Origin of the sequence: Marinobacter lipolyticus (assembly GCF_018424605.1) — a bacterium.
Classification (GTDB): domain Bacteria; phylum Pseudomonadota; class Gammaproteobacteria; order Pseudomonadales; family Oleiphilaceae; genus Marinobacter; species Marinobacter lipolyticus_B.
In genome coordinates this window covers 260,629-273,181 of sequence record NZ_QTKT01000002.1, presented here as the reverse complement: position 1 = coordinate 273,181, position 12,553 = coordinate 260,629, and the positions used below count along the sequence as shown (strand labels likewise).

At 57.9% G+C, this 12,553-nt stretch carries 11 protein-coding genes; 9 read left to right on the top strand and 2 right to left on the bottom strand.

Annotated features, from left to right (window positions below; translation table 11 throughout):
• Nucleotides 1-77 precede the first annotated feature (77 nt).
• From DYI22_RS03720 to DYI22_RS03685, 8 genes are all read left to right on the top strand, one after another.
• Nucleotides 78-1,685 (top strand): carboxyl transferase domain-containing protein, encoded by a 1,608-nt coding sequence (locus DYI22_RS03720; protein WP_213476694.1) that lies wholly within the window; start codon nt 78-80, stop codon nt 1,683-1,685.
• Nucleotides 1,686-1,698: 13 nt separating this feature from the next.
• The gene (locus DYI22_RS03715) at nt 1,699-2,502 is read left to right on the top strand and encodes an enoyl-CoA hydratase-related protein (protein ID WP_213476693.1); all 804 of its coding nucleotides are present in this window, start codon (nt 1,699-1,701) and stop codon (nt 2,500-2,502) included.
• Between the two features lie 5 nt (nt 2,503-2,507).
• On the top strand, nt 2,508-4,502 hold the full coding sequence (locus DYI22_RS03710; RefSeq protein ID WP_213476692.1) for an acetyl/propionyl/methylcrotonyl-CoA carboxylase subunit alpha: 1,995 nt from the start codon (nt 2,508-2,510) through the stop codon (nt 4,500-4,502).
• 1 nt (nt 4,503) lies between these two features.
• Nucleotides 4,504-5,409 carry a hydroxymethylglutaryl-CoA lyase gene (locus tag DYI22_RS03705; protein ID WP_213476691.1) on the top strand — a complete coding sequence of 302 codons (906 nt, stop codon included), beginning with the start codon at nt 4,504-4,506 and terminating at the stop codon, nt 5,407-5,409.
• Entirely contained in the window at nt 5,409-5,987 is a 579-nt protein-coding gene (locus DYI22_RS03700; protein ID WP_213476690.1) for a peroxidase-related enzyme, read from the top strand. The genes DYI22_RS03705 and DYI22_RS03700 overlap by 1 nt, the downstream gene beginning before the upstream one ends.
• Before the next feature lie 65 nt (nt 5,988-6,052).
• Nucleotides 6,053-7,753: an AMP-binding protein gene (locus DYI22_RS03695; RefSeq protein ID WP_213476689.1), complete on the top strand. Its 1,701-nt coding sequence runs from the start codon at nt 6,053-6,055 to the stop codon at nt 7,751-7,753.
• 289 nt (nt 7,754-8,042) lie between these two features.
• The gene (locus tag DYI22_RS03690) at nt 8,043-8,774 is read left to right on the top strand and encodes an HNH endonuclease (protein ID WP_213476688.1); all 732 of its coding nucleotides are present in this window, start codon (nt 8,043-8,045) and stop codon (nt 8,772-8,774) included.
• Nucleotides 8,775-8,866: 92 nt separating this feature from the next.
• Complete coding sequence (locus DYI22_RS03685) at nt 8,867-9,583, top strand: HEPN domain-containing protein (protein WP_213476687.1); 717 nt, start codon at nt 8,867-8,869, stop codon at nt 9,581-9,583.
• A 200-nt stretch (nt 9,584-9,783) separates the two neighbouring features.
• On the opposite strand, the gene DYI22_RS17610 is transcribed toward DYI22_RS03685, so the two are convergent.
• A complete protein-coding gene (locus DYI22_RS17610; protein WP_213476686.1) occupies nt 9,784-10,566 on the bottom strand; it encodes a DUF2914 domain-containing protein in 783 nt (260 codons plus the stop codon).
• A 299-nt stretch (nt 10,567-10,865) separates the two neighbouring features.
• On the opposite strand from DYI22_RS17610, the gene DYI22_RS03675 reads away from it, so the two are divergent.
• Nucleotides 10,866-11,606: a substrate-binding periplasmic protein gene (locus DYI22_RS03675; RefSeq protein WP_213476685.1), complete on the top strand. Its 741-nt coding sequence runs from the start codon at nt 10,866-10,868 to the stop codon at nt 11,604-11,606.
• Nucleotides 11,607-11,676: 70 nt separating this feature from the next.
• Here the strand turns inward: DYI22_RS03675 and DYI22_RS03670 are convergent, their stop codons facing one another.
• Nucleotides 11,677-12,543, bottom strand: coding sequence for a sensor domain-containing diguanylate cyclase (locus DYI22_RS03670; protein WP_213476881.1), 867 nt, complete (start codon nt 12,541-12,543; stop codon nt 11,677-11,679).
• Nucleotides 12,544-12,553: the final 10 nt, after the last annotated feature.

Here is a 12,553-nt window from a genome sequence, read left to right as displayed (position 1 = left end):
CAAGGGGTGCTCGTAGCGGTTCCCGGAAAGACAGCCCGTCAGCACCGGACGCCCCCAATCTTGAGGGAATAAAAAACATGACCGTGCTACAAAGCAAAATCAACCCAAGGTCCGAAGAGTTCCAGGCCAACCAGGAATCCATGGCCAAAGCCGTGGCCGACCTGCGGGACAAAGTCGCCACCATCCAGCAAGGCGGCGGCCCCACCTACCAGGAACGCCATCTGGCACGCGGCAAACTGCTGCCCAGAGAGCGCATCAACCGCCTCCTCGATGAAGGCTCCCCCTTCCTCGAAATCGGCCAGTTCGCCGCCTACAACGTCTACGACGAAGAAGTCCCCGCCGCCGGCGTCATCGCCGGTGTGGGCCGCGTCTCCGGCACCGAATGCATGATCATCGCCAACGACGCCACCGTCAAAGGCGGCAGCTACTACCCGCTGACCGTGAAAAAACACCTGCGCGCCCAGGAAATCGCCCTGCAGAACCGCCTGCCGTGCATTTATCTGGTCGACTCCGGCGGCGCCAACCTGCCCCGGCAGGACGACGTCTTCCCGGACCGCGATCACTTCGGCCGCATCTTCTACAACCAGGCGCGCATGTCTGCCGACGACATTCCGCAGATCGCCGTCGTCATGGGCCTGTGCACCGCCGGTGGCGCCTACGTGCCTGCAATGGCCGACGAATCCATCATCGTAAAGGAACAGGGAACCATCTTCCTGGCCGGCCCGCCGCTGGTGAAAGCCGCCACCGGGGAAGTGGTCAGCGCCGAGGATCTCGGCGGCGCGGACGTACACTGCAAGATTTCCGGGGTGGCCGACCACTACGCCGAAAACGATGCCCACGCCCTGGACATTGCCCGGCGCTGCGTGTCCAACCTCAACCGCCGCAAGCCGGCCGACGTGCAGATCCAGAAACCCCGTGCGCCGCTGTATGACGCCGAGGAGATCTACGGCATCGTCGGCACCGATCTGCGCAAGCAGTTCGACGTGCGGGACGTAATCGCGCGCACCGTGGACGGCTCCGAGTTCGATGAATTCAAACGCTACTACGGCCAGACCCTCGTCACCGGCTTCGCCCACATCCACGGCTACCCCGTGGGCATCATTGCCAACAACGGCATTCTGTTCAGCGAGTCCGCCCAGAAAGGCGCGCACTTTATTGAACTGTGCTGCCAGCGCAACATTCCGCTGCTGTTCCTGCAGAACATCACCGGCTTCATGGTGGGCCAGAAGCACGAGGCCGAAGGCATCGCCAAACACGGCGCCAAAATGGTTATGGCCGTGGCCTGCGCCAATGTGCCCAAGATCACCGTGCTGATCGGCGGCAGCTTCGGGGCCGGCAACTACGGCATGTGCGGCCGCGCCTACAGCCCGGACTTCCTGTGGATGTGGCCCAACGCCCGCATCTCGGTGATGGGCGGTGAGCAAGCCGCCGGCGTGCTCGCCACCGTCAAGCGCGAAGGCATGGAGCGCAAGGGCCAGGAGTGGAGCAGCGAGGAAGAGGCGGAGTTCAAAAAGCCGATCATCGACTCCTACGAGCACCAGGGCCACCCCTACTACGCTAGCGCCCGCTTGTGGGACGACGGCGTGATCGACCCGGCCCAGACCCGGGAAGTGGTCGCCCTAAGCCTGTCCGCCACCCTGAACCGCCCGGCCAAGCCAACACGCTTCGGCGTGTTCCGCATGTGACGGAGGAAACGCCATGACCGAACAGGAATCCGCAGTTCTGCTCAGACGCCGCAGCGACGGGGTTGCCGAGGTGGTACTCAACCGCCCGGACAAACGCAACGCCTTCGACGACGTGATCATCCAGCAACTGATTCAGGCGCTGGAAACCGTGAACGCCGATGACAACACCAGCGTTGTCATCCTGCGCTCCGAGGGCAAACACTTCTCCGCCGGGGCGGACCTGGGCTGGATGCGCCGCATGGCGGACAACACCCGCCAGGAAAACCTGGACGACTCGCGGGAACTGGCGCGGCTGATGAACGTGCTCAACCACCTGTCCAAGCCGGTGATCGGCCTGATCCAGGGCGCGGCCTTCGGTGGCGCCGTGGGCCTGGCCGCCTGCTGCGACATCGTGCTGGCCACCGAGAAAGCCAGCTTCTGCCTGAGCGAAGTGAAACTCGGCCTGATACCAGCGGTGATCAGCCCCTACGTGGTGCGCGCCATCGGTGAGCGCCAGGCCCGCCGCTATTTCATCTCTGCCGAGGTGTTCACCGCCCACCAGGCCGAACACTTCGGACTGGTGCACGAAGTGTGTGACGACGTGGCCGCCATGGAGCGCCGCTGCGACGAACTGCTGCTGCAGCTTGCCCTGAACGGCCCCGAAGCCATGAAAGCCGCCAAGGACCTGGTGTTCGCCGTCAGCCAGAAGGTGATCGGTGACGATGTCATCGACGACACCGCACAACGCATCGCGGACATCCGGGTGGGTGCCGAGGGGCAGGAAGGGCTCAGCGCCTTCCTGAACAAACGCAAAGCCAACTGGGTTCCGGAGGAATAACAACAATGTTTAGCAAAATCCTGATCGCCAACCGCGGCGAAATCGCCTGCCGGATCATCCAGACTGCCCATCGCATGGGGATACGTGTGGTGGCTGTCTATTCCGACGCCGACGCCAACGCACGCCATGTCGCCATGGCCGATGAAGCCTTTCACATCGGCCCCGCCGCCAGCTCCGAGAGCTACCTGAAAGCCGATAAGATCATCGAGGTGGCCAAAGAAAGCGGCGCCCAGGCCATTCACCCGGGTTACGGCTTCCTGTCCGAGAACACCCAGTTCGCCGAAGCCTGTGAAGCCAACAACATTGTGTTCATCGGCCCGCCCTCTTCCGCCATCGCGGCCATGGGCTCCAAATCCGCCGCCAAGGCGATTATGGAAAAGGCTGGCGTGCCGCTGGTGCCGGGTTACCACGGCGACGACCAGTCTCCGGACACCCTGCGCAAGGAAGCCGAAAAGTGCGGCTTCCCGCTGCTGCTCAAAGCCGTCGCCGGTGGTGGTGGCAAAGGCATGCGCGTGGTTGATCGCATGGAAGACTTCGACGACGCCCTGGCCGCCGCCAAGCGGGAATCGAAGAACGCCTTCGGCAACCCCGACATGCTCATCGAACGCTACCTGACCCAGCCACGCCACGTGGAAATCCAGGTGTTCTGCGACAAGAGCGGCAAAGGTGTGTACCTGGCCGAACGCGACTGCTCCGTGCAGCGCCGCCACCAGAAAGTTCTGGAAGAAGCTCCCGCCCCGGGTCTGAGTGACGACACCCGCAAGGCCATGGGCGAAGCCGCCGTCAAAGCCGCCCAGGCCATCAACTACGTGGGCGCCGGCACCGTGGAATTCCTCTATGACGTGGACGGCTCCTTCTTCTTTATGGAAATGAACACCCGCCTGCAGGTAGAGCACCCGGTCACCGAGATGGTCACCGGCCAGGACCTGGTGGAATGGCAGCTGAAAGTGGCCTGGGGCGACCCGCTGCCGCTGGAACAGTCTCAGGTGAAAACCCGCGGCCACGCCTTGGAAGCCCGCATCTACGCCGAAGACCCGGATCAGGACTTCCTGCCCGCCACCGGCAACCTGCGTTACCTGAGCACGCCGGATGAGAGCGCCCATGTACGGGTGGATACTGGCGTCACCGAAGGCGACGACATCAGCATCCACTACGACCCGATGATCGCCAAGCTCATCGTGTGGGACGAAACCCGCGACCAGGCCATCAACCGCATGGTGCAGGCGCTGGAGCATTACCGCATCGCTGGGGTGAAAACCAACATCCGCTTCCTGCACGCGCTGGCCGACGCCCAGCCGTTCCGGGAAGCGGACCTGACCACCGGCTTCATTGAAGACCACCGGGACCTGCTGTTCCCCAAATCCCGCCTCGACCTGCACAAAGGGCTGGTACTGGCGGCTGGTTTCCTGCTGGAACAGCGTAAATCCCGTGAAGTGGTCAGCACCGATCCCTGGTCGCCGTTCGGCCGCCAGAACGGCTGGCGCATGAATTCCGAGTACGCCCAACCCATGCACCTGCTGGTGGGCGAAGAGGTGCACGAACTCAAGATTCTGGAACGGGACGACCGTTATCAGGTGATGGTGGGCGGCAGCATCTACCACCTCAATTGCCGGCTGGACGACGACTACCTGCAGGCCGTCATCAACGGCCACCGCATCAGCGTGCACGGCAACCTGCACAATCACCGGCTGGTGCTGTTCTACGAGGGCGACACCTTCCAGTGTGACGTGTTCCGGGAAACCTTTGGCGCCGAGGAAATGGGCAGCGACGGCAGCCTGGCCGCACCGATGAACGGCGCGGTGGTCGCCATCCAGGCAAAGGTGGGCGACAAGGTCACCGCCGGCCAGACCCTGGTGATCATGGAAGCCATGAAAATGGAGCACGCCATCAAGGCCCCGGCCGACGGCGTGGTGACCGACATCTTCTACGCCGAGGGCGACCAGGTGTCCGAAGGTGCGGAGCTGATCGCCATCGAAACCAGCGACGAGGAGGCGGCGTAACATGGCCTTTCCCAAACAGGTACGGCTGGTGGAAATGAGCCCCCGGGACGGCCTGCAGAATGAGCCCGGTGACGTTATCGCCACCGCGATCAAAACCGGGCTGATCGACCGCCTGGCCGACTGCGGCCTCACCCACATCGAATCTGCCAGCTTTGTCTCCCCGAAATGGGTGCCGCAAATGGGCGACGCTGCCGAGGTAATGGCCGGCATCAACCGTAAATCCGGTGTGCGCTACTCCGTGCTCACCCCCAACCTCAAGGGCTTCGAAAACGCCCTGGCGGCCGGCGTGGACGAAGTCGCCGTGTTCGGGGCGGCCTCGGAATCGTTCAGCCAGAAGAACATCAACTGCTCCATTGCCGAAAGCCTCGACCGCTTCGCGCCGGTGATGGAAGCCGCGGGCAAAGCCGGCATTCCGGTGCGGGGTTATGTATCCACCGTGCTGGGCTGCCCCTACGAGGGTGACATCGCCCCGGAACAGGTGGCCAAAGTGGCCAAAGCCCTGGCGGACATGGGCTGCTACGAGATCTCCCTGGGCGACACCATCGGTGTAGGCACCCCGCTAAAAGCCAAACGCATGCTGGCAGCCGTCGCGGCCGAGGTGCCCATTGAGAAACTGGCCGCGCACTTCCACGACACCTACGGACAGGCCCTGGCCAACCTTTACGCCGTGCTGGAAGAAGGCGTTTTCGTCATCGATGCTTCCGTCGCCGGCCTCGGCGGCTGCCCCTACGCCAAAGGCGCCTCCGGCAACGTAGCCACCGAAGACGTGCTATACCTTCTGAACGGACTGGGCATTGAAACCGGCGTGGACCTGAACAAGCTGGTTGCCACCGGCGACTGGATCAGCAGCCAACTGAAGCGGCACAACGGCTCAAAAGTCGGGCAGGCGCTCGAAGGACAGTGTTAATGAACAAGAACAAGAACGTAGTGGCCCTGGATCTGCCGATCCCCGAAATCACCGACTTGCCGGAAGACACCCAGAAGTACTTCCAGATCTGCCAGGAAAAACTCGGCATGATCCCGAACGTACTCACCGCCTACAGCCAAAACCTGAAACAACTGGAAGGCTTCACCCGGCTTTACAACGAGCTGATGCTCGGCGAAGGCGAACTGACCAAGCTGGAGCGGGAAATGGTGGCCGTGGTGGTTTCCTCCGAGAACAAATGCTTCTACTGCCTGGTGGCCCACGGTGCCGCCGTTCGGGTGCTGAGCGGCGACCCGCAGCTGGGCGAACACATGGTGATGAACTATCGCACCGCGAAACTCGACCAGCGCCAGCGGGCGATGCTGGATTTCGCCTCGCACCTGACCCGCTCGCCGGCCACCACCAGCGAAGAACACATTCAGGCCCTCCGGGACGCCGGTCTCAGCGATACCGCCATCTGGGACCTCAGCAATCTGATCGGCTTCTACAACATGACCAATCGCGTGGCCATCGCCAGCGATATGCAACCGAACCCGGAGTATCACAGCCAGAGCCGCTAGCAGGCACACACTGCTCGCCCTCGACGACAACGTTTCAAATTACAAAAACAACGGAGGCAGAGAACATGAGCAACACTCTACCGAGCTACTATCCAAGTTATACGAGCGGCACCTCAGAAACCCCGCTGCTGGGCATGACCATCGGCGAAATGCTCGACCGCACCGCCGAGAAATATCCAAACACCGAAGCCCTGGTCGCCCTGCACCAGGACATCCGCTGGACCTATAAAGAGTTCGTGGACAAGGTCAACGAAGCCGCCCGCGCCTTCCTCGCTATCGGCGTGAAACGGGGCGACCGCGTGGGCATCTGGTCCCCCAACCGCTATGAGTGGACCGTTACCCAGTTCGCCACTGCCAAAGTGGGCGCCATCCTGGTCAACATCAACCCGGCCTACGGCGTGCACGAACTGGATTACGCCCTGAACCTGTCCGGTGTATCGGTGCTGGTTACCGCAGACAGCTTCAAGGCCTCCGACTATCGCAAGATGGTCTATGAGCTGGCACCGGAGCTGAAAGCCGCCACCCCCGGTAAGCTCAAGGCCCAGAAAGTACCCGAGCTGCGCGCCGTGATTAACCTGGACAAAGACAAACACGACGGCATGTGGACCTGGGCCGAATTCCTCGGCTTCGCCGGCGACGTCACCCAGGCGGACCTGGACAAGGTACAGAGCCAGCTGCAGTTCGATGACCCCATCAACATCCAGTTCACCTCCGGCACCACCGGCAACCCCAAGGGCGCCACCCTCACCCACCACAACATCCTCAACAACGGATACTTTGTGGCCGAGAGCCAGCGCTTCACCGAAAAAGACCGGCTAGTGATTCCCGTGCCCCTGTACCACTGCTTCGGCATGGTCATGGCCAACCTGGGCTGCATTACCCACGGCTCCACCATGATCTACCCGGGTGAAGGCTTCGAGCCCAAGTCCGTGCTGCAGGCCGTGCACCAGGAAAAAGCCACCGCCCTGTACGGCGTGCCCACCATGTTCATCGCCGAACTGGCGGAGCCGGATTTCGAGACCTACGACCTCTCCAGCCTGCGCACCGGCATCATGGCCGGCTCCATCTGCCCGGCGGAAGTGATGAAAAAGGTCAACGGCAAAATGAACATGAAAGAAGTTCAGATCGCCTACGGCATGACCGAAACCAGCCCGGTGTCCACCCAGACCAGCTCCCTCGACCCGTTCGAGAAACAGGTCACCACCGTGGGCCGCACCCAGCCCCACCTGGAAACCAAGATCGTCGACCCCGGCACCGGCAATGTGGTGCCCCGCGGCGAAATCGGCGAGCTCTGCACCCGTGGCTACAGCGTGATGCTGAAGTACTGGAATAACGACGAGAAAACCCGCGAAGCCATCGACGACGCCGGCTGGATGCACACCGGCGACCTGGCCACCATGGACGAAGACGGCTACATCCAGATCGTCGGCCGCATCAAAGACATGGTCATCCGCGGCGGCGAGAACATCTACCCGAAAGAAATCGAAGAGTTCCTCTACACCCACCCCGCCATCGAGGAAGTGCAGGTAACCGGCATCCCCGATGACAAGTACGGTGAAGAACTGATCGCCTGGGTAAAACTGGCCCCGGACGCTGACCCGGTCACCGGCGACGAACTGCGGGAATTCTGCAAAGGCAAAATCGCCCACTTCAAGATCCCCAGAAACTACAAGTTTGTGGATGCCTTCCCGATGACGGTCACCGGGAAGATTCAGAAGTTCAAGATGCGGGAGATTTCTATTGAGGAGATGGGGTTGAGGAAGTAAGCCCCTTCCCCTTCATTAACTCTACCTTCAGACCCCGGCTATACGTCGGGGTTTGTGCTTTGTGTACTCGGCGTATACGCTTCTAGAGAAAAGGGAACATGAAGCGCGCTTCGTTATTGCGGTACGATAGTACAGAATTGCTGCCCCCTACCTTTGCAGAGACATGATTTAATGGCCATTTTAGTGGTTAGCTTACGAACTAAAGCGGGATAATGAAGCGGTCAAAGTTTTGTCGCCGATGTGACCGCTATCTAACTGCTGTTAGGGCAAACAATAAGGAGACAGCTTCATGGAGCTGGATGTCCAAGGAAGAAACTTACTTTCATTGCTAGTAGCAAGACTTGATAAGGCTGTACCCGGAAGACCTGAGACATACATTGGCTATAAGAAATGTCATGATCTGCTGGGGCTTGATCAGCAAAGGGAAAAGTGGGGAGAAAGTCTAAAGCCGCAAGGACTATCAGCTTTAGCAGATTGGACAGAGGCCAACGGATTTCCTGGCATAACTGGATTGATTATCAGTCTCTCTACCCTTGAACCAGGCAAAGGATATTTTCATTTGTTTGGTAAAGAAGAGGGAGATTACGATTGGTGGGCGGAACAGATAAGAAGCGCTAAGAGCTTTGACTGGTCCCCTTATCTCGCAGAAAAGTTTGATTTGGTTCCATCCGATTTGGAAGCTCCCGATAGGGAAGACATTTCTATATCGAGAATAATAAGAGATACCGCTTTATCCTACAGAGTGAAGCTAATCCATGGGTATGAGTGTCAGCTTTGTGGTATTGCATTGAGCATGCCTGCTGGGAAAAAGTACGCCGAGGTTCACCACATTAAACCATTGGGGCAGCCCCATGATGGGCCGGATGTGATTGAAAATATGATTTGTGTCTGCCCAAACCACCATGCTCAATTAGATTATGGGGCGATTAAGCTTCGTGCCGATGATATTCGCACGAAGCAGGAACATCAGATATCAGATCAATTCATTGACTACCATAACGAGTCTATCTACAAGCCCTAATAAGTGGCGCCAGTCGGACCGATTTGTCGCACTGCGCGCAACAAATCGGCCGCTGCGCCCAGCGTTAGTTTTTATAAGTTGACTATAAGACGATGAAAAAAAGAGACTACGTTCTTGAAATTCTCGAAAAGAAAAGGCATTTAAAGTCACCATTGGATGGCTTTAATAGAATCTATGACAGAATATATAATATTAGCTTGCTAGAGAATTTTTACGAAGAAGCTTTGGTTGGCGGATTTTCTGATAACGAAGAGATAGAGTCAGAGTTGGAGGTGTTTGCCCCAGCCTTTCTCGAAGGCATAAAATATGTGCCAGTTGGTCTTGTTGCTTGCATTGAGAGTTTCTTCAGGATTTTGTTTGCAAAGCTTATAGATGTGGATACCATATATAAAGATAATGCGGCTAAGTTTGATATAAAATACAGCCTTAGAACCGCTGTTGATCTCGAAGCAAACCGGTTAACGATAGGTGAGTTCATATCTCATCTTCTAAAAGTAAATAATATTGAAGATATCGGCTCTAATATGACCCAAATATTGGGGGAGGACTTCTTTAAGAGCTTTAAGAAATGGCGAAAAGATTTGGATATAAGGGTGGAGCTGTTCCCACTTAGTGACAATGAAAAAGATTCATGGCTTTTTAATAACCTGAGCACCCTGTTTGAGCTAAGGCACCGTATATGTCATGAAGCTTATACGCCTGTTAGCCATGATGAAATACGGGCTCTTATCTCTTTCTCTCCCCATGTAAAAGAGTTTTTAGAGGTGACAGAAAAGTATGTGCAACATCATATAGAAACTAACAAGTAGCGTCAGTCGGACCGGTTTGTTACGCTGCCCTCCAAAAACCGGCCGCTGGGCATGGCGTTAAAGCTCGTTGCCTCCTCCGTCCGAAGAAACAATCCCGGAATAGTATTGGGTTAGCAACCGGCTTTACTTTGGGGTGAATCCCATTCCGGCCCCATAGTGCTTCACCTTCTACCTTGCGCCCGTTCTGCTTCCAACGACGGTTAGAGAGGCAGAACAGAGAACTCCCCTTTGGCCAAAAGCTCGCCTTCCTCAGTGACCACCTCAACTCGCCAGTCTCCCACCATGTGTCGGTCGATATACTTGGCTGAGGATGCGCGCATGAGGTCAACCGACGGGCTAATTTCCACCCGCGCAACCCGTTCATCCTCCAGGTACCAGTCGTGGAAGTGCAACTGACCTTCCATGCCCTGGATTTCGGTAAAAAGGTAAATTCGAATCAGTCCGTCACTGTCCATCGTCAAAACGTTCGGGATGTCGTCAATTGGCTCTTTTCCCTCCAGGCCGGTACTCAGTTGCGCCCGGAGCAGGTGATCAGAAAGTAGTTTGATGGAGGCAGCATCTTCCCGGGACGGTTCGGATACTCCTGCAGCCGGCGCCGGAAGGGAGGCGGGGCCTACTGATGACACCGGTTCGCTCACTTCACTGGCCAACTGAGGGGAGGCAGGTTCTACACTGGAATCACTTGATGCGGTCTTTGGTAACTCGATAGATGCAGGCTGGGCGGACGCGGGCTGGTCGACAAATACCGACGGGAGAGAAGGCGACTCCACTTCCTGATTCTCTGCCAGCGCTTCCTTTTGCTCGCCGGTGCCAAAGATCTCTAAAGCGCCCCAGATTATGCCTCCCACTACCAGAATCAATACGAAAAGCGCAGCAAAGATGCGCCCCCAATGATACACAACAATCTCTTCGGGCTCTGCGGGCTCAGGTAGGCGGGAGGATTTACCTGAATAACGTTGATCTTGCGGTATCGCTGTTTTCACCAGTCGTTCTTCCTTGAAGCGGTAAAAAAATACACTATAGCAAACTCATGCAAGTACGAGGTGGCTGGGCCATAACGATCGGAGAAGATTTGAGCTCCCGAGCCAGCGCTGCACGTTCCGACTTGGAGCGAGTCGAAATCTGGGAGCATAGGTGGTTTAATGTTTTGGTAGTCATGGTGCCTCCGCGAGTGGCGATCCAAGCATGCTATCCCAAACAAGTCAGGCGGGCGTGCTAACGCGCCACGACAACGTCGTACAAGCGCCTGTCTACCCGGATTAATTAATGGGAGCAGCACCCAATGAGATTAGCCCTGCTGCTCATCGCAGCATTCTGGTGTCTTCCAGTTTCGTCGCAATCGCTCAAGATTATGGGGTCAGATGAAGGCTTTCTACCGTTTTATTACGGTAACAGCCTTAACAAGGGCATTCTGGTCGAGGTGATGGATGAGTTCACCCTGCAGACCGGTATCGCAGCCGACTTCCATCCAACGCCACGCAAACGACAGGCTTGGGCCCTGGAAGCAGAACTGGCCAACGCGGTTTTCGCCAGCCCGCGATGGATGCCGCTGCCGGACCGGATTCACACCGTCGGGCCGGTATTAACCTGGCGCGACCGTGTGTTCGCGCAACCTGGCCGACAACCGGACTCCTTCGATGACCTTCAGGGCAGCATCTGCCTGCGCAAATGGTTTGTTTACAGTGATCGACTCGAGCGGAGGATCGGTACCGAACTGGTCCGCTATAACGGGTACAATGCCGAGCAGATGCTGGACATGTTTCTGCACAAACGGTGCGATTACATCGTCATGAACGACATGGAGTTCCGGTTTCTGGCACTGCTGGTGGACGTCGATCCGGACCGTTACAGCACGGAACTGATCGACGCCGAATGGCCGGTCTATCTTGGCATCCTCAAAACCGAGACGGCTCTGATTGAGGCAGCGGAAGCTTTTTTCGCTAACCACATTATTGACGTGGAGTCCATGTTACCCAACCTGCCCCCGCCGGATAGGCACGGCTCGATGCAACTGAACAAGTAGGGCAGCTGGTAGCCAAAGATCTATTTTCCTGATTACCGTAGCATAGCTGCAGACCCTCTGAGAGCTTTGCTCAGAGTGTGGTCGCGGTACTCTGCCTTCGCTTGTGATCGTACATACGCCCGTCCGCGCAACTGAGCAGCGCGCTGGCTGTTCGGCCGTCCTCAGGGTAGAGGGCGGTCCCGATGCTGCAGGAAACGGACACCGACCGGTCGCCCAGTCTGAATGGCTCGGCGAGCGTAGCGCGGATCTTGTCGACTGCTGTGGCCAGGCTGACGTGGTTGTCGATGCCCGTCAGCAGCACCGTGAACTCATCGCCACCCATGCGCGCTACCGTATCGGTATCGCGCGTGCATTGCTCCAGCCGCCGAGCCATCTGAACCAGCAACTGGTCGCCCATCTCATGTCCGAACTGGTCGTTAATCGGCTTGAAGTCATCCAGATCGAGAAACAATAGGGCCAGACCGGTGTTGTGTCGGTCGGCGGTGTGAAGAGCGGTTTCCAGGCGGTCGGAAAACAGGGATCGGTTGGTCAGGCCGGTAAGCGGGTCGTGGTGGGCCAAGAAACGCAGGTGCAGCTCGGCCTGTTTCAGCGCGGTGACATCCCGAGCCAACCCAATTCTAAGCCGATCCTGTTCATACCAGCTGGTAGACCACAGAATATGGACGGCTCTGCCATCGCGGTGCCGGTAACGGTTTTCGAAGTTCAATTGACGTTTACCACTGGTCACCCTGGCCGCTTCCTCCAGAGTAGCGTCAAGGTCCTCGGGCAAAACGTAATCGAAGATGGTTGTCCCGATCATCTCCCGCGCGGCGTAGCCCAAAAGTTCTTCACAGGCATCACTGACGTAGACGATCGTACCGTGCTCATCCACCACGAACACGGTATCGAGCAGCAGGTTGATCAATTTGGGGAATATCGTTTTCAGGTCAACAGGCATCGGCAAGGCC